This window comes from Salinivibrio sp. PR5, assembly GCF_001996085.1.
In the GTDB taxonomy this organism is placed as follows: domain Bacteria; phylum Pseudomonadota; class Gammaproteobacteria; order Enterobacterales; family Vibrionaceae; genus Salinivibrio; species Salinivibrio proteolyticus.
Window position 1 is genome coordinate 1 of the sequence record NZ_MUFK01000016.1, and the last position, 18,531, is coordinate 18,531.

Annotated in this window: 12 protein-coding genes, 1 tRNA gene and 1 rRNA gene; 8 read left to right on the forward strand and 6 right to left on the reverse strand. The window is 51.1% G+C overall.

Annotated elements, in window-relative coordinates; translation table 11 throughout:
• The first annotated feature begins 74 nt into the window (after positions 1-74).
• Together rrf and BZG82_RS07825 are read left to right on the forward strand one after the other, a co-directional pair.
• Positions 75-190, forward strand: a 5S ribosomal RNA gene (rrf, locus tag BZG82_RS07820).
• A gap of 202 nt (positions 191-392) precedes the next feature.
• Positions 393-469 (forward strand) — tRNA-Asp (locus BZG82_RS07825).
• Between the two features lie 554 nt (positions 470-1,023).
• Here the strand turns inward: BZG82_RS07825 and BZG82_RS07830 are convergent.
• From BZG82_RS07830 to rdgC, 3 genes are all read right to left on the reverse strand, one after another.
• On the reverse strand, positions 1,024-1,278 hold the full coding sequence (locus tag BZG82_RS07830) for a YfhL family 4Fe-4S dicluster ferredoxin (RefSeq protein WP_069363281.1): 255 nt from the start codon (positions 1,276-1,278) through the stop codon (positions 1,024-1,026).
• Position 1,279: 1 nt separating this feature from the next.
• Positions 1,280-2,626, reverse strand: coding sequence for a prephenate-dependent tRNA uridine(34) hydroxylase TrhP (gene trhP / locus BZG82_RS07835; protein ID WP_077765541.1), 1,347 nt, complete (start codon positions 2,624-2,626; stop codon positions 1,280-1,282).
• Between the two features lie 160 nt (positions 2,627-2,786).
• The gene (gene rdgC, locus BZG82_RS07840; RefSeq protein ID WP_198536719.1) at positions 2,787-3,695 is read right to left on the reverse strand and encodes a recombination-associated protein RdgC; all 909 of its coding nucleotides are present in this window, start codon (positions 3,693-3,695) and stop codon (positions 2,787-2,789) included.
• Between the two features lie 117 nt (positions 3,696-3,812).
• Between rdgC and BZG82_RS07845 the strand changes: the two genes are divergently transcribed.
• From BZG82_RS07845 to BZG82_RS07865, 5 genes are all read left to right on the forward strand, one after another.
• On the forward strand, positions 3,813-5,093 hold the full coding sequence (locus tag BZG82_RS07845) for an exonuclease SbcCD subunit D C-terminal domain-containing protein (protein ID WP_077765542.1): 1,281 nt from the start codon (positions 3,813-3,815) through the stop codon (positions 5,091-5,093).
• Positions 5,094-5,096: 3 nt separating this feature from the next.
• Positions 5,097-8,864: an AAA family ATPase gene (locus BZG82_RS07850; protein ID WP_077765543.1), complete on the forward strand. Its 3,768-nt coding sequence runs from the start codon at positions 5,097-5,099 to the stop codon at positions 8,862-8,864.
• Between the two features lie 107 nt (positions 8,865-8,971).
• Positions 8,972-9,661, forward strand: coding sequence for a phosphate regulon transcriptional regulator PhoB (gene phoB / locus BZG82_RS07855; protein ID WP_069590589.1), 690 nt, complete (start codon positions 8,972-8,974; stop codon positions 9,659-9,661).
• A gap of 45 nt (positions 9,662-9,706) precedes the next feature.
• Entirely contained in the window at positions 9,707-11,002 is a 1,296-nt protein-coding gene (phoR, locus tag BZG82_RS07860; protein WP_077481289.1) for a phosphate regulon sensor histidine kinase PhoR, read from the forward strand.
• A complete protein-coding gene (locus BZG82_RS07865; protein ID WP_077765544.1) occupies positions 10,996-11,955 on the forward strand; it encodes a PstS family phosphate ABC transporter substrate-binding protein in 960 nt (319 codons plus the stop codon). Before phoR ends, BZG82_RS07865 begins: the two co-directional genes overlap by 7 nt.
• On the opposite strand, the gene ppx is transcribed toward BZG82_RS07865, so the two are convergent.
• The 3 genes from ppx to BZG82_RS07880 are packed head-to-tail and all read right to left on the reverse strand — an operon-like array spanning position 11,952 to position 16,086.
• Positions 11,952-13,466, reverse strand: coding sequence for an exopolyphosphatase (gene ppx / locus BZG82_RS07870; protein WP_077765545.1), 1,515 nt, complete (start codon positions 13,464-13,466; stop codon positions 11,952-11,954). The genes BZG82_RS07865 and ppx overlap by 4 nt on opposite strands.
• Positions 13,444-15,555, reverse strand: a complete 2,112-nt coding sequence (ppk1, locus tag BZG82_RS07875; protein ID WP_077478893.1) for a polyphosphate kinase 1 — start codon at positions 15,553-15,555, stop codon at positions 13,444-13,446. The genes ppx and ppk1 overlap by 23 nt, the downstream gene beginning before the upstream one ends.
• A gap of 21 nt (positions 15,556-15,576) precedes the next feature.
• Positions 15,577-16,086, reverse strand: a complete 510-nt coding sequence (locus BZG82_RS07880) for a glycine cleavage system protein R (protein ID WP_077765546.1) — start codon at positions 16,084-16,086, stop codon at positions 15,577-15,579.
• Between the two features lie 240 nt (positions 16,087-16,326).
• Here BZG82_RS07880 and BZG82_RS07885 point away from each other — a divergent pair, with 240 nt between their 5' ends.
• Entirely contained in the window at positions 16,327-18,528 is a 2,202-nt protein-coding gene (locus BZG82_RS07885; RefSeq protein ID WP_077765547.1) for an ABC transporter permease subunit, read from the forward strand.
• The last annotated feature ends 3 nt before the right edge of the window (positions 18,529-18,531 follow it).

Below are 18,531 nucleotides of genomic sequence, written 5' to 3' on the forward strand. Positions count from 1 at the left end.
TGTGGCGAGAACGAACAGCTTTCTAGGTTGATGGTTTTCACTTTTTAAAAAAGTGAAGACAAAACAAAATTTTGCTTGGCGACCATAGCGCTTTGGACCCACCTGATTCCATGCCGAACTCAGTAGTGAAACGAAGCAGCGCCGATGGTAGTGTGGGGTCTCCCCATGTGAGAGTAGGACATCGCCAGGCTCTCATTGCTTATCTTATTGATAGCTCGATGCTGTTGATATCTGCGATGCTCATGTATTGGCATACACTGCGCGTCTCGATTCAACATCCTCATCGCATAAAACAAGATAATCTAATTAGAGCTTAATGTTGGGCTTTAGTTAGCAAAAATTTAAGCATCGAAGCGGATATGCGTAAGACTTTGATGAGACAGAATTGGTGCGGAGTGGTAGTTCAGTTGGTTAGAATACCGGCCTGTCACGCCGGGGGTCGCGGGTTCGAGTCCCGTCCACTCCGCCACTACTTAGAAACCCTGCTAATTTTAGTAGAGTTTTTTGTTATTGGCCAGGTTCGCCCTGCGGGCGAATGAGTCCCGGTTGCCCGCAACCCCGGCCCTCCGCCACTACTTAGGAACCCTAGCTGAGAAGCTGGGGTTTTTTGCATTTAAGCTCCCCTGAGCCAGACGTCTTGGTCGCGGCACTTGCAGTGCGCGTTGAGTCCCGCAGGATGGCCTGCCCGTTGTCCGCAACCCCGGCCCTCCGCCACTACTTTAGAAACCCTAGCTGAAAAGCTGGGGTTTTTTCGTTTAAGGCGTCCCTAAATCAAGAGCTTATTCATGTTTGAGAAGTGCACGGCGTGGAGTGCTACACTCTCTTTCCTCACTATACGTTTTTACTAACGCTTGCTTAGTAATGACTTTATGAATGCATAAACTGCGATATGTGTGAGCCTGAGTGTCTCAATGTACCTTCGTTACTCTGGGCTGTCATGCATGACTGTAAAGCACGTAGCATTAGTTTACTATTTTGGGTGATACAGATATAAAAAAAGCGCCTTGCGGCGCTTTGAATGGTTTAGGCCATCCCTTGGATGACCACAAATTTTTCTAGGAGCTGATCCTCAGTCTCGACATTATCGGGATCGGTGATAATGCATTTTGAGATCGGGCAGACTGACTGGCACGTTGGCTTTTCGTAGTGACCTTTACACTCGGTGCATAAATCTGGCTCGATCTCAAAGATCTCGGACCCCATCGAGATGGCCCCGTTGGGACACTCGGGCTCACACATATCGCAGTTTATGCATTTATCCGTGATGAGTAATGCCATACTATTTTCCTGATGGATTACGCGTATCTTGACCTGATTGTAGGTTACGCATCAGTAGTGCATATTCCAAGTCCATATCTTCTGGCACAGGGATAAACACAAAGTGGCCATTGCCTTTGGCGTCGTCGATAGACTCTGATTTGCGGTTTTCCATGACTTCAAGAGTGAAGTGGACGTTACCCTTCGGCGTCATGAGCTCAAGGCTATCACCTAAAACAAACTTGTTCTTCACGGCAACTTCCGCTAAATCGCCACGGCGTTTACCGGTAAATTCACCAACAAATTGCTGTTGGTCAGAGACCGAATAGCCGTAATCATAGTTTTGGTAGCTATCGTGTGTATGGCGACGTAAGAAGCCTTCGGTATAACCGCGGTGCGCGAGGTTTTCCAGTGTGCTCATGAGGCTTTCATCGAAAGGCTTACCGGCGACAGCATCATCAATCGCCTGACGATAAACTTGGGCTGTTCGAGCACAGTAGTAGAAGGACTTCGTCCGACCTTCGATTTTCAGCGAGTGAACGCCCATATGGGTCAAGCGTTCAACGTGCTGAATGGCACGGAGGTCTTTTGAGTTCATAATGTAAGTGCCGTGCTCATCTTCATAAGCGGCCATTAATTCACCGGGGCGACGGCCTTCTTCAAGCAAAACGACATCGTCGACAGGCTGGCCTTCACCCAATGTTGGTGTGACTTCCTGTACTTGTACCACTTGGCCGGCATCGTCTTCTTTGGCTTCGTGAACCTTATAGTCCCAGCGGCACGCATTGGTGCAGGTGCCTTGGTTAGGGTCGCGCTTGTTGATGTAGCCGGAGAGCAGACAACGACCCGAGTAAGCCATACACAGAGCGCCGTGCACAAATACTTCAAGCTCCATCTCTGGGCATTGTTTGCGGATCTCTTCGATTTCTTCAAGCGACAGCTCACGTGAAAGGATGACGCGTTCAACGCCTTGCGAATACCAGAACTTCACCGTCGCCCAGTTCACCGCGTTGGCTTGTACCGACAAGTGAATTGCCATATCGGGGAAATGCTCACGCACCATCATGATAAGGCCTGGATCTGACATGATCAGTGCATCAGGACCCATATCGATGATAGGTTGCAAATCGCGGATAAAGGTTTTCAGCTTGGCGTTGTGCGGTTGAATGTTACAGACCACATAGAACTTTTTGCCCTGTGCGTGGGCTTCATCGATCCCGATTTTCAAGTTCTCGTGGTTAAATTCGTTATTGCGCACACGTAAGCTGTAACGCGGTTGTCCGGCGTAAACGGCATCAGCCCCATAGGCGAATGCGTAGCGCATGTTTTTAAGGCTACCGGCGGGTGAGAGTAGTTCTGGAGTAAACATAATTCCTAGCTAAAGTCTGAGTGTAAGTCAGGCACCTTCATCGTGAAGGTGAGTGTGGGCGCTATTTTACTGTGACAGTGCCCACACTACCAGCAGGAATTACCTAGTCTTTGTGTGGATTAAGCCAGTTGCATCAGTATACAAAGGCTCACTCGGGTGATTAATCGGTTTGTAAACCGCCGAGGGTCGTGAATAATCCATCAAGTAATACATCGAGCTCACCGCACATCAACGACAAGTCAGCATCCAGTCGGGCTGCGATATCTTCGCGGTCGATATCCGCGTTTTGATCGCGTAACTCTTCTGAAAACTTCAGGCGCTTAAGGCTGAGATCATCGCCCAACACAAAATGGATTTGTTCTTGCCAGTCCATGGCGAGTTTGGTGACTTGTTTGTCGGCATCGAGGTGAGCGTGAATTTCTTCACTGGTGAGATCTTGCTGTTTGCATTTAATCACCCCACCTTCTTCAAGTAATGCTTTGAGTTCAGCCTCATCACCAAGGTGGAAGCCCTGAGGCGCGCTGCCTTGTTTAACCCATTCTGTCATAGCGTGTTCCACCGGTGTTTGGGTTTCGACGGGCACAACCGGTAAGCTGCCGATAGATTTACGGAGTAAGGCAAGTAGCTCTTCGGCTTTCTTAATACTGGCCGCATCGACCAGAACCAGCCCTTTTGCCGGCATGAGAAGGGCGCACATTTGGCTTTGGCGGGTAAAAGCGCGCGGGAGCAACTCCATGACAACATCATCTTTTAGGCTGTCTTTCTCACGTTTTTTCAAACGTTGGCCTTGGGCTTGCTCCATGGCATCAACTTTTTCTTCTAGCGCATCTTTGATCACCGAGGCAGGGAGCAGCTTTTCTTCTTTGCGTGCCCGGATCAAAATATTGCCACCGCTGACATGGGTCAGCATGTCGCCGTGCTTACCCAATGCTTTATCCCAGCCAAACTTCTGCATGTCCTGGCTGCCGCAAGGGGTAAAGTCGAACTCTTTGAGTTGGCTTTCGAGCTGTTCGGGATCGAGAGGAATGTCGCGGGTGAGGCGGTAGACGAGTAAGTTCTTAAACCAAATCATGGCGAGGCTTTATCCATCCAGTTGTGAGAAAGCCAACATGGTATTGCATTCATCCTCGAATGTCGCTGCAATTAGCGTAGAATTTTACCCGGCTCGCGACATTGGCGAGTGTCTATGACCTCGTCTTTTTTCAACCAACGGATAACCCCAGCAGTGTTAAAAATCATTCATACCTCAGATTGGCATCTTGGCCACCAATTGCATGGCTATGATCGTCAGCAAGAGCACCAGGCGTTTCTTGATTGGCTACAGCAGCAATTGATAGATGAAGAGGCGGATGCCTTGTTGGTTGCCGGAGACATCTTCGATAGTGCCAATCCGCCTGCGAGCGCTTGGCGTATGCTATACCGCTTCTTAGCGGATGTCGCGAAGGCGTTGCCCCAACTGAATGTGATTATTACCGGTGGGAACCATGACTCACCTAGCAAACTCGATGCGCCACACGAGCTACTCAAAGCCTTTGATTTACACTTAATTGGTGCTATCTCACGGCACAGCGATGGCAGTTTAGATACCGAGCGTATGATGGTGCCAGTGACGGACAAAGAGGGGCAAACCGCCGCTTGGGTGATGGCTGTACCTTTCTTACGTAGCAGTGATTTACGCACGGAAGGATTGGGGGAAGACGATGATCGTCTCATCGAAGGGGTGCGACAGATTTATCAGCAAACTGAACAAGCGGCGCGCGCCAAATGCACGGGGAGCCAAGCGCTGATTGCGATGGGGCATGTTTATATGGCGAGTGGGCAGCTATCAGAAATGTCTGAGCGACGCATTCTCGGCGGCAACCAGCATGCGCTGCCGGCTGATATTTTTGCCAAGTATGTTGCCTATGTGGCACTGGGACATTTGCACCTTGCCCAGCGGGTCGCGAAGCAAGACCGAATTCGCTATTGTGGTTCGCCGATCCCGCTGTCTCTGTCAGAGCGACACTATCGTCATCAAGTGCTCGCTGTCACGTTAGAGGGGGAGCAGCTTGCCGATATTCGCTCTCTTGAAGTGCCGCGACGGGTCGACCTATTGCGTGTGCCTGACAAGCCTGCTCCGCTTGATGAAGTGATAGAAGCGCTGCAGGCGATGACCCTTTCCCCACTATCGCTGGATATGCAGCCGTTATTGGAGGTGCCTGTTCTATTGGATGCCCCGCAACCGATGTTGCGTGAGAAGATCCTCGTGGCGCTAGAGGGACAGCCTATCCGTTTGGCGAAAATAACGCCGCACTATCGTGACCGCACCCACGAGCGCCAATTTCGTGAGCAGCGCTTGTCTGATGTTGAGCCGTTTCAAGTTTTCCGACACGGCTGGCAGCAAAAATATCAAGGTGAGCCGGATCCGGCTATCGCAGCGACTTTTTCACATTTGCTTGAACAACTGGAACAGGATGAGGACCAATAAACGATGAAAATTCTGGCATTACGTGGCGAGAACCTGGCCAGTATTCAACACCCGTTTGAGTTGGACTTTTCGAAGGGCCCTTTGGGTGATAGCGGTTTGTTTGCGATCACTGGCAAAACGGGCGCCGGTAAATCCACGTTGTTAGATGCTATCTGTCTTGCGTTATACGACAAAATCCCGCGCTTTCAAGCCAACAAAAAGAACGATGCAGATATTGGTCTCGGCGATCCTGCAACCCGAGTCAAAGCCAACGATGTGCGCAGTATTTTGTCGCGAGGAAAAGGTGAAGGGTACGCAGAAGTCGACTTCTTTGCCCATGACGGCAGTCGCTGGCGTGCCCATTGGTCGGTACGTCGCGCGCGAGGAAAAGCCGACGGTCGGATCCAAGCCAGTGAGCATTGGCTCGAAAACCTCACCACCGGCCAACGTTTTGCAGGAAAGAAACAGGAAGTGCTCAGTGAAATTGAGCGTCTGGTCGGGCTTAGCTATGAACAGTTCCGTCGAGCGGTGATGCTCCCTCAAGGAGATTTCGCGGCTTTTTTGAAAGCGTCAGCAGATGATCGCGCAGCACTGCTGGAGCGGATGACTGGTACCGAAATTTACAGCCGTTTATCCCAAATGGCCCATGAGCGTGCCCGTGATGAAAAACAAGCACTGGATCAGCTCATGCAACAGCTCGGTGACATTCAGCTACTGAGCGAAGATGAAGAGCAGCAATTGGTGGATGAGCAAGCCCAATGCCAACAGACGGTCAAGCATCATCAACACCAGCTCAAAATGCTGAACGACTATCGCCAGCAACACACCCACTTAGCGCAGGCGCAACAAGCACTTGATGACGCGCAAGTGGCACTGGATGAGGCGGAACAAGAAAAAGCGGGTGTGGAAGCACGTCGGGAGACATTGGCGCAGATTGAACGTGCCCAAGCGGCGCGAGAGGATCTCAATGCGCTGCAGCGTCACCAGTGGCAGTCCCTATCTTTGGGGGAAGATCTTGCTGCGTTAGCCCGTGATGAACAGGCTGTTGCAGCCGACTATGAGCGACAAGCGGATCGTTGGCGAGAAGCCAATCGCGCATTGACCGACGCCGAGCAAGCGTGGGCTGATATGGAGCCGAAGGTGCGTGAGGCTCAGCAAATTGAGACCCAATTAGCCAGTCTTGATGAGCAAATGCGTGAGCAAAACATTACCCTCAATGAAGAACAGCAAAAATGGCGTCAAGCGCAACAGACCCTTGAACAAACCCGTGCCCATGCACAGCATTTGGTGCATCGTGAAACGATCATTGCTGAGCAACTGGCAGCGTTTGGCGATTTCGGTCACGCGGCTGAGCACTATCAGCCGGTGTTTGACAACCTCAAGCAATTTCTAGATTGCCAAGATGCGCTAGCCGCACTGAGTGATGAGCACAGACAGCGACAGCAGCAAGCCCAGCAATGGCGTCCTCAGCGCGATAAGCTTGAGCAGGATATTGCGCAAGTGGATGCCAGCAGTGACCAGTTAAAAACAAAACGCGCGGCTGCGGAACCTGAGCGTTTGATTGCGGAGCAAGAGACCGATCAAGCGCGCTACAGCCAATTACAGTCTACCCGCCGTTTACAAGAGGCGGTCTTAAATGAGGCGCATAACTGGCAATACTGGGACGAACGCTGCCGCCATAATCAGACGGAATTCGAAAAGTTTGATGCCATTTTCCGCGATAGCCAAACCCACCTAGCGCGTTTGAAAGAAACGGTAACGCGCCAACAAGCACAGGTTGACGAAGCACGCCACAGTTTGCAGCAAGCGATGGCCGTGATGGAGTTGGAAGACTTGCGTCAAGCGCTTAACGAGGGAGACCCTTGCCCGCTTTGTGGGGCGACTGAGCATCCTTACTTACACCATGCGCCCGTTGTAGAAAGTTTGATTGATCAGCAGCAATCGCGCCTTGCTGAGCTGCAAGCGACACTCAATCAAAGCCAGGCAGAATACTACTACTGGCAAAAGCAACATCAACAAAGTGAACATGCATGTGCTGAGTTGCGTGAGCAAGGGCAAGTGTGGCAAGCGGAGCGTGATCAGTACGAAAAAGGGCTACGTGTCGCCATTGCTGAATTGGATAGTGACATCGACAGTCAGACGCCACTGCGCGATGTACTCATCGATATTGAAGCTCGAGCCCAACAGACGCAAGCGGACTATGTGGCTTGTTATCAAGCCATGACCGAACGTCAGCAACAGCTTGCCCATATTCAGCAGATTGATGCGGCACTCAGTGAGTTGCAACAAGCTCGAGAGCAGCTTGTTGCCCGTCGTCATCACTTAGACCAAGCGCTAACCGAATGTGAAACACGACTTACCGCCATCGACGAACAATGGCACCAGCAACAAGCTCAGCGTGATAGTCGCTGCGAAGCACTCGATAAACAGCTAGGCAAAGGCCAATGGCAGGCGAGCTTACAACAAGTGGGATCCGCGCGTTACATTCGCCAAATGGAGCAAAAAATCCAGCAATACCGCGCTTTGCAAGCGGAGCGTGAGGGGATGGCGGCAGAAAAGCAGCGTACCGACACCGAGCTTGCCACGCTCACACAGCAGTGTCAGAGCTTATCGGATGCCATTCAGTCACGTCAGACGCAGTTGGTGAACTTGGCGCAACAACATCAGCAGCGTATGGCGGCGCGACAGGCGCTGGTGGGGGATCAGGATCTTGCGAGCTTAGAAACTGAGTACAAGTCACGCATAGACGCGCAGCGCCAGCGTCGAGCTGAGGCGGAAAAGGCGTATACGCAAGCCAGTGAGCAACGCGCCGGCTTACAAGCCCGCCAGCAAACCTTACAGCAGCAACGGCAAGATGCTAATCAGCACTATCGTACCGCCGTTAGGCGTTGGATCCAGTGGCAACCTGCGCTGGGAATGAGTCAGTATACTTTGATGGCGCATTTGTCATTGAGCGAGGCTTGGCGGGCGGATGAACGCCAAGCTTTAAACCAGATTGAGGCGCGCTATCAGGAAGCGAAAACACGCTTTGAAGAACGTGAACAGCAGCTAAATCATTGTCATCAGGCCATTGCGACCGCCAAAGCGTGGTTTGATGAGCAAGCGCTGACAGATGACGAGACAGTCTTGGAGACGCAGCAAGCCGAGTGGCAACACGCGCAAGAGCAGGCTGAACAGCGTGTGTTCGATATTCGTCATCGGCTGACGCAAGCCGAGCAGGCACGTCAGCAAGCGGGGAGTTTAACCGACAAAATCGATACCCAACGTAGTAAAACGGAACAATGGCTAAAACTGGCTGACTTAATTGGCTCGGCCAGCGGTGCCAAATTTCGTAACCTTGCCCAATCACTCACACTCGCCCAGCTGGTGGAGATTGCCAACGAGCACCTTGCTTCGCTCTCCCCTCGCTACGCGCTGCAAACCGTACCCGACAGTTTGTTAGCATTGCAGGTGGTGGATCATGATATGGGAGATGAAGTGCGCAGCGTGGAATCCCTCTCTGGAGGAGAGAGTTTCTTGGTTTCTTTATCGCTGGCACTGGCGCTCGCCTCATTAGCGGCAGATACCCGTCAGTTAGGATCGCTGTTTATCGATGAAGGCTTTGGCACCTTGGACCCCGACAGCCTTGAGATGGCACTGTCGTGTCTCGATACCCTTCAAGCGGATGGACGCCAAATTGGTGTGATCTCTCATGTGAGTACTTTAGTCGAGCGGATTGGTGCCCAAGTTCGCGTAGACAGTCAGGGCGGAGGTGCAAGTCGCGTGTTGGTCACACAGCAAGGTGTTGGCTAGGTCACAGCATGCACAAAGTGCGGGGAATTTGCTCGCGCTGGGTCACAAAAATGTCATAATAAATCCACATAATGGCGCCAGTTAAATGATAACACTAGGTAATTATCATGGTTAGAAGGATTCTAGTTGTTGAGGACGAAGCGCCGATCCGAGAGATGCTGTGCTTTGTGCTGGAGCAAAAAGGCTACCAAACGGTAGAGGCCGAAGACTACGACTCAGCGCTGGCGCAAATTTGCGAGCCTTATCCGGAAATGATCCTCATGGATTGGATGTTACCGGGCGGATCGGGGATTAACTTGATCAAGCACCTTAAGCGCGATGAATTGACCCGACAAATTCCTGTAGTGATGCTGACCGCGCGTGGGGAAGAGGAAGATAAAGTCCGAGGCCTAGAAGTTGGCGCGGATGATTACATTACCAAACCTTTCTCACCGAAAGAGCTCATGGCACGCTTAAAAGCGGTGATGCGTCGCGTATCACCGACCACACTGGACGATGTGATTGATGTACAAGGCCTCAAGTTAGACCCTGTCTCGCACCGTGTGACGGCCAATGATGAGCCGCTCGATATGGGGCCAACCGAATTTAAGATGTTGCACTTTTTTATGACGCATCAAGAGCGTGTCTACAGCCGTGAGCAGCTGTTGAATAACGTTTGGGGTACCAATGTGTATGTTGAAGATCGTACCGTTGATGTACATATCCGGCGTTTGCGCAAAGCGCTTGAAGCGGGCGGTCATGATAAGTTAGTGCAAACCGTACGTGGCGCAGGATATCGTTTCTCGACACGTAACTAAAAAGATAGAAAGCGCTCCACATAGGTTGGGGTGGATGGAGAGTAAATGGTCGAACGACTGTCTTGGAAGAAGCTAGCTTGGGAGCTGGCTTTTTTTTATTTGCCTTGGTTTATTATTGGCTGGCTGTTCGGTGGCCTGCCTTGGTTACTATTGGGTGCAACGGTTGCCATGTTGCTTTGGCATCTGCATCAACAAATCAAACTGTCCGACTGGCTATGGAAAGATAAAAGCCTGACCCCGCCTTCAGGCACAGGCTCCTGGGAGCCATTGTTTAATGGCATTTATCGGCTTCAAAAACGTAATCGTCGCCGTCGCAAAGAGTTAGCAAACCTGATCCGTCGTTTCCGCAACGGGGCCGAATCCTTGCCCGATGCGGTGGTAGTCTTTGAAAGTGATGGCTCGATTGTGTGGTGTAACAAGCTGGCACAAGAACTCCTTGGCTTGAGAATGCCAGATGATAATGGCCAACATATCAGTAATCTTATTCGCGCGCCCGAGTTTGTCAGCTACATCGCCGAGGCAAATTACGATATACCGTTAGAAATGCGCTCCCACATCAACAGTGCGCGCACCTTAGAATTTCGTACCATGCCCTATGCCGAGGGAGAGTTCTTGATGGTGGTACGTGATATCACCCAACTCAAACAGCTGGAAGGAATGCGACGCAACTTCTTCGCCAATGTCTCACATGAACTGCGTACGCCAATGACGGTGTTGCGCGGTTATCTCGAGATGACAGAAGATCCTGACATGGTGATAGGGCCGATGTGGCCGAAAGCGCATGGTGTTATGACTGAACAGCTATCGCGCATGGAATCACTGGTTGAGCAGCTCCTGACGTTATCCAAAATTGAGGCGGCCGCAAAACCAGAATTAGATCACGATGTTGATGTGCCAGCCATGCTGGATGTGTTGCAAAAAGAGGCGCAAACCTTGAGTGGTGATCGTGAGCATGTGCTGACGTTTGATGTTGATAAGAGCCTAAAAGTAAAAGGCAATGACGACCAACTCCGCAGCGCGATTTCCAATTTAGTCTATAACGCGGTGAAGCATACCCCAGCTCAGGCGGCGATTTCCGTCAAATGGTATCGCACCGACAAAGGTCCGCGTTTAGAAGTCACGGATAGCGGCGAAGGCATTCCTCCGCAACACCTCGATCGCTTGACTGAACGCTTTTATCGTGTCGATAAGGCGCGCTCTCGTGAAACAGGTGGCAGCGGTCTGGGTTTGGCAATCGTCAAACACGCCCTTAGCCATCATGATGCGGAGCTCGAGATCCAAAGTGAGGTAGGGATGGGTAGTACCTTTGCATTTACGTTACCGGAGCGATTGGCATGTTAAGGTGGGGCATACTCTGTGTCAGCCTGCTTTGGACTGCACTGGCCCATAGCCATACGACCCAGCCAATGCTGCCTGAATATCAGCGTATCAGCGGCGTTTCGGGGAACTTAAATTCCGTAGGTTCCGATACTTTAGGCAACATGATGGCGGCGTGGTCCGACGGGTTTAAGCGTTTGTACCCGGGGGTAAATGTTCAGCTGCAAACCCCCGGCTCTGCCTCGGCGGCCCCCGCGCTGGTGGAAGGTACAGCACAACTTGGCCCAATGAGCCGTCCGATGCGGGTCAGTGAAGAAAATGCGTTCCAAGCGCGATTCGGTTATCCACCCACCGCTGTGCCGGTGGCGATTGATGCCATGGCGGTTTATGTCCACCAAGATAACCCACTACAGAGAATTAGCTTCAATCAGCTGGATGCTATCTTTTCGCGAACGCTCTGGTGTGGGGCGAGTGAGTCTATTACTCGCTGGGGACAGTTAGGGCTTACGGGGCGTTGGCAACATCGCGATCTACAATTATTTGGGCGTAACTCGGTATCCGGCACCTATGGCTACTTTAAACAAGCGGCATTGTGTCGAGGCGACTTTCGCGCCAATGTCAACGAGCAACCGGGGTCGGCATCTGTGGTGCAATCTGTGGCCTCCTCATTAAATGCGATTGGATACGCTGGGATGGGTCACCAAGCGTCGGGGGCGAAAATGCTCGCCGTCGGTCATCCCGGTAAGCCTGCTGTTCTGCCGACTCAGCAGTCAATTCGCGACGGTGAGTACCCACTGACACGGTATTTATATCTCTATATCAATAAAGCACCCAACGCGCCGCTAGCTCCTCTTGAGGCGGCGTTTATGGGATATATCCTCTCTGCTCAAGGGCAAAAGGAAGTAAGCCGAGAAGGGTATATTCCCCTCCCGGCGCAAGTGGTGCATGCGCAGCGCCACGCACTTGGATTGGATTAGTCGCTAAAACAAAGCGACCAACCCGCCGCTTGCCAGTAGTCTTGCTCTGCGGTCAGGTCGGCCGCAAGTAAGCGATTATCACCCAGCCAGCCTTTGGGAAACTGCAGCTGCCAACCGCCGTTTTTATCGATAGTCACCGTAATCTCGGGGAGAGCTTCGTCATTGCGCTGTGAGTGCAACACACAGGCGAGCCGCAGTGCGCAGATGAGCGTTTCGATCAGTTTGGGTTTAAACAAGGTGAATTTTGGCATTTCTCCCAGCTTTAACGCTTTACGATGAAAGCGCGCAAGGGTTGCCAAGACGGTTTGTTGCTCTTGGTTAAAACCGGGCAGGTTAGTATTGCTGAGAATATACGCCGAATGTTTGTGATAGCCCGGATAACCAATGCTTAACCCCACTTCGTGCAATAAAGCGGCCCAATTGAGTAATCCAGCCAATTCCGCTTTTTTACTGCCTTGTTCGGGCTCGGCTTGTGCGTAGAAGTGGGCGGCTGTCTGTTGCACCCGCCGTGCATGGGCAAGGTCGACATTGTAGCGTGCGGCCATATCATCTGTGGTGCGTCCACGAATGTCGGTGCGTTGGAAACGCTCTTCCATCTCATACAGCAAGCCTTCACGCAGAGCACCATCTGAGAAGCGCAATTCATCAATTTTGAGCGCGTCGAGAACACCGGATAAAATCGCCACCCCAGCGGCAAAGACCGGCTGCCTGTCTTCGGTCAATCCCGGTAAATTGATGCTGTCACTGTGTTTGAACTTTAATAGCTTTTCAATCACATTATCCAAGCGCTTGCGCGTGATAATGCCATCCTCATCGCCCAACCCAATCACCACCTCGCGAATGGCTTTAATGGTGCCCGATGCGCCTAACGCGACTTGCCATCCCGCTTTGCGGTATTGACTCGCCAGACTTTCCAGCTTTTGTTGGGTGGCCGTTTGGGCCGCAAGAAACTGCTTTTCACTCAGCGCGCCTTGTGGGAAAAAGCGTTCGTTATAGCTGACACACCCCATGCGTTTGCTATTAACGAGCAGGGGCTGAAAGTCTTCACCAATCACCAGCTCGGTTGAGCCTCCACCGATATCAATGACTAAACGGCGACCCAGATTTTGCTGGGTGTGAGAGACCCCCAGATAAATCAGGCGTGCTTCTTCTTCACCCGCAATAATTTCAATCGGATAAGGGAAGACTTGATTCGCCCGTTCAATAAATTCGTGTGCATTTTTGGCTTGGCGTAATGTGTGTGTTGCCGCGATCCGTACGTTGTCTATCTCAATGCCATTAAGGCGTTCGGCAAACATGGTTAAACAGTCGACACCACGTTGAATGGCCTCGTCGCTTAGGCGCTGCTTTTTATCCAATCCTGCGGCTAATCGCACCCGCTGCTTGTGACGACTGATAATTTGTAGGCCTTGCCCGACCACGCGGGCAACCACCATATGAAAGCTATTAGAGCCAAGATCGACGGCCGCAATCTCTCTCGGCTTATCATTACTTGCTTTGGGGTGTGTCATGCTGCAACTTTTCCGCGTGTTTGAGTTCCTGTCTCTCTAACTGCTTGAGGAAATCGTAAGTTTCGATTTGCGAGCGAATTTTTTTCTTGTTCCCTCGTTTAACATAGGTATTCGACATCTCCTTGTCGATGATACGCGCCTTGGTCCGATCGGAAAATTGGATCTCAAGGATGTCCATGATACGTTCTTTTAAACGCGGATCGCGGATGGGCGCACCGACTTCGATACGGTTATCGATATTGCGGGTCATCCAGTCGGCGGAAGAGATATAGACATCACGCTCCCCACCATTTTCAAACGCAAATACACGCGGGTGTTCTAAAAACCTATCGACGATACTGATCGCCTTGATATTTTGACTCACGCCTTTCACGCCCGGCACTAAAGAGCACATGCCGCGTACAATCATGCGAATTTTCACCCCTTCGCTGCTGGCCCGGTAAAGTAGATTGACCAGGCTTTTATCGACCAGATTATTCACTTTTAAGGTGATCCCGGCCTTACGCTTGGCTTTCGCGTGTTCGATTTCGCGCTCAATCAGCTTTTGAATGCGGCGTCGAGAGTTACGTGGTGACACGATCAAATGATTGAACTTGACCGGACGATAAGGGTTTTCGATAAACTCGAAGACCTTACGAATTTCAGACGTGATCTGCTGATCGGCGGTAAAGAGTGCAAAGTCGGTATAAATACGGGCCGTTTTTTCGTGGAAGTTACCGGTGCCAATGTGGCCATAATCACGTAATTCGCCATTTTCTCGCCGTGAGATCAGGCAAAGCTTGGAGTGAATTTTAAGCCCTGGAGTACCAAACACGACCTTGACGCCCGCATCGGTGAGCACGCGCGACCATTCGATATTGGCTTCTTCATCAAAACGGGCTTGTAGCTCGACCACCACGGTCACGCGCTTGCCGTTATTGGCCGCATCAATCATAGAGTTAATGATCCGCGAGTTCTTTGCCACTCGGTATACGTTAATGCGAATGCTGCGCACGGACGGATCAAAAGAAGCCTGACGAACCAGCTCCGTCATATGGCGGAAGGTGTGATACGGATAGTAAAGCAGGATGTCGCGCTCACGAATGGCATCGAAAGCATTGTTATGTAGTTGAAAATCGGCCGATTCGAATGGCGGCAGTGGTGGGTTTTCCAGATATTTTCGCCCGACGTTAGGAAAGCCGATAAAGTCACGAAAGTTATGATAACGCGCACCGGGTAGGACGCTGTCATAATCAGAAATTTTCAGCACTTGGATGAGTTTACTCACCATTTCCGGCGGCATATCCCGTTGGTAGACAAAGCGCACCGGGAGAGCGGTGAGGCGTTGGTCCAAGCTTTCCGACATGTTCTCGAGCAGGCTGTGCTCTACCTCATTAGTAAGATCGTACTCTGCATCTCGGGTCATTTTCATGGCATAGGCATCGACCGTGTCGTAGTCGAAGAAGCCGCTGAAAATTTGGTCAAGACATAGTCGAATGATGTTGTCGAGCAAGATGATGGTTTTGCGCTGTCGTTTACCCTTGGGCTCAGGGACTTTAATAAAACGGTCAAGATCATCTGTTGGGATCTCAATCAACGCATACTTGGGCTCTTCCCCTTCTTTTTTAAGCTGTACGGCGAGGTACGAGTAGGCATCTTTCAGAAAGCTCAATACATCGACGTCTTTGGTCAGCATAATAGGCGTAATGTAGGGCAGAATATTGCTACGAAAATAGCGCTTTAGCCATTGGGATTGGTTATCGGTGAGCTGACGTTCGTTAACGAGAAAGATATTGCGGCGTGCCATCTCTAGCAAGATATCGTTGTAGAGATGGTCGAAATCTTGGTTTAGTTTGACGACTTTCGCTTGAATTTTACTTAAAAGTTCTTTGGCATGACTGTCGACCCCACGCTCTTCGTCAATGATGATACGGCGTTTAACGTCCGCGAAACGCACTTGATAAAACTCATCAAGGTTGGAGGAGAAAATCCCCAAAAAACGAACACGTTCGATAATGGGGACGCTCTTATCGGCGGCTTCTTGGAGGACGCGTTCGTTAAAAGATAGCCAACTTAATTCTTTGTCGACGTGGTAAGTATCTAATGTCATAAAGCGTGAGAAAATCCTGTTCTACTGGGTGAAATTACTGTCAAACTCGACGATTAAGTCGTCGGACAGTGCTTCAAGGGCTTCGTGTAACATGGAGACATCCGCATCCAGCGGAATATCCAGATAAAAATCAGCAGTAAATATTTGCCCACCGGTATTGGCCGCGCTTTGTGTTTGCGCATTGAGTTTATTAATAGTGATACCGTGAGCCGCCAGTAATTGGCTGAGTGTTTGAACAATGCCGCGACGATCGTTGCCCGTGACCGACAAGGTATGTGTGGTCGGGTTAGGGGTGACTGGCTTAGCGTCGGTGATCAGCAGCTGTAAGCCATCCAATTCGCGAAGCGCATGGACTAGCGCATCCGCATGGGTATCAGACACAGATAGATGGATGATCCCTGCGAATTGTCCAGCGAGTTGGCTAAGGCGACTGGCTTGCCAGCTTCCGTGATGCGTAAAAATGGTCTGTGAGATTTGATCAACCAGCCCAGCGCGATCGGGACCCATCAGTGTGATAACAAAATGCTTCATGCGTGATCCTTACGGCGATTGTCGGGTCAATTATTGAGGCCGGTCAAGGTGTTGTCTATGCTGCTTTGCAGTAAAGTCGCTAAACTGTGCCCAATATCAACCTGCGCCAGCCTAAAGCCCGTTTGTTTCATTTTTATTGCGTACAGCCCTCGGTGGTATCCCTGTTCAGAGTAGGGATGTCATAAAAATGTCATTGTAATGACATACAATTAAGGGCTTGATCTAAAACAAGAGGCACGAATGACCCACACTTCACCATCACTCAAAGATGCCAATCGAGTAAGACGTTTAAAAGACACGTTTACACGGCATACAGTACGTCTTGGTGGCGTGATGGTATTGGTCACTTTACTGCTCTTGTTCTTTTATTTGCTGACCGTCGTGTTACCGCTTTTTCATCAAGCGAGTATGACGCCGACCGGCCGTTTTAGTGTGCCAACACCATCTACGCCGCACTTTATTGGCGCTGACAATCGTGAGCAGCTGGTTTATGCGCTTGATGACAGTGGCACCTTAACCGTAGCCCGTCGTCCTTTACAGGTCGACCAAGTTGCAACCGTGATGTTGGCGCGTAACTTATCAGATATTCCTCGTCCTGCGATGGCGACAGTGCCTGCCACCGCGCCCTTTATGGCTGTAGAAATCAAACCGGGACAAGTAGGCGTTTGGCAGCTACGTTTTCGCGCTGAATATGGCGACAATACCTCGGTATTGCCCAAGCTGCGCCGCATGGCGGCATTTCCTTTACCTGTGATACTGGACTCGTCGGCGCTACGCCAATTAGCGCTCGCTGTGCCAGACAGTTTACACGGGGAAAATATAGCCCCTGTTTTGGTGGCGGTGACACACACGCAGGATCTGGTGCTTTATCGCAGTGGACGGATTGAACGGCACTCGCTGAGTGAGCCGGTTGATAATATGGCGCTCTCACCTGACGGACAACGCCTCTTTGTGCGTCAAGGCAGCACACTGACGGTGTGGCGAATTCACGGGCAACAGATGGCCATACGTGAAACCATTAATCTTGCCAACGTGGTGGAGAGTCCGGTTAAGGCGATGACCTTGCTCGCAGGTGGGCGTTCGTTAATGCTACATCATCAAGATGGTGGCTTGAGTCAGTGGTTTGATGTGGTGAAAAGTGGCCAGCCATCGCTGACCGAAGTGCGGTTATTTCAGCCAGCTAAAGGGAAGTTTGTGGCCTCACCGGAGTTGCATCGTAAAAGTATTGCGGTTGCGGATGAGCAAGGGGGGCTGAGCTTGCTGCATGCGACCAGCGAAAAGCAACGTTATTTTGCGGCCATGCTCGATACCTTGCCGCAAGCAATGGCGTTTTCTCCTCGTGCACAGGCACTGATTACCGTCACCGATGGTGTATGGCAATGGTTTGCTGTCGATAACCCACACCCAGAAGTTAGTGTTCACTCACTCTGGGAGAAAGTCTGGTACGAAGGGTACGCAGAGCCCCAATATGTGTGGCAATCCACTTCTGCGGATGACACGTTTGAAGCTAAATTAAGCGTGGTTCCGGTGATTTTTGGCACCCTGAAAGTGGCCCTCTTTGCGCTTGTATTTGCCGTCCCGATGGCGATTGGTGCGGCGATTTATACTGCCTATTTTATGTCTTCGGGGTTACGTAAAGTCGTGAAGCCGACGGTTGAAACCATTGAGGCACTGCCAACCGTGATCATCGGCTTTTTAGCCGGGCTCTGGTTAGCACCTTGGGTTGAGCAACACCTGCCCACGGTATTTTTACTGTTGCTGATGGTGCCACTTTGTTTGCTGGGTCTTAGCATGATTTGGCGAATGATCCCGCGCTATGTACGCCGCCGCTTACCGGACAATGCACAAATCTTGGTGATCATTCCGGCCCTGTTACTGATTGCCTTGGTGGCTTGGCAATTAGGGCCTTGGTTAGAACACCTATGGTTTGACGGCGATGCGCGTCGCTTTATCACCCATGAATTAGGGATAGGCTATGACCAGCGTAACGCGCTAGTGGTCGGTATTGCGATGGGCTTTGCGGTAGTGCCAACCATTTTCTCGATTGCGGAAGATGCCATTTTCTCTGTGCCGCCGCATTTAAAAAGCGGCGCGTTGGCTTTGGGGGCCACTCACTGGCAGACATTGACACGTGTGGTATTGCTCACCGCAAGCCCGGGTATTTTTTCGGCGGTGATGATGGGACTAGGACGTGCGGTAGGCGAAACCATGATTGTACTTATGGCGACCGGGAATACGCCCATCATGGATTGGAATCTGTTAGAGGGGTTGCGCACCTTGTCCGCCAATATCGCGGTTGAAATGCCCGAGTCTGAGGTGGGGAGTTCCCATTATCGCGTGTTATTTTTAACCGCATTTATTTTGTTTGTATTTACCTTTGTGTTTAACACCTTAGCTGAACTCGTACGCCAACGCTTGCGCGACAAGTACAGTAACTTATAGGTG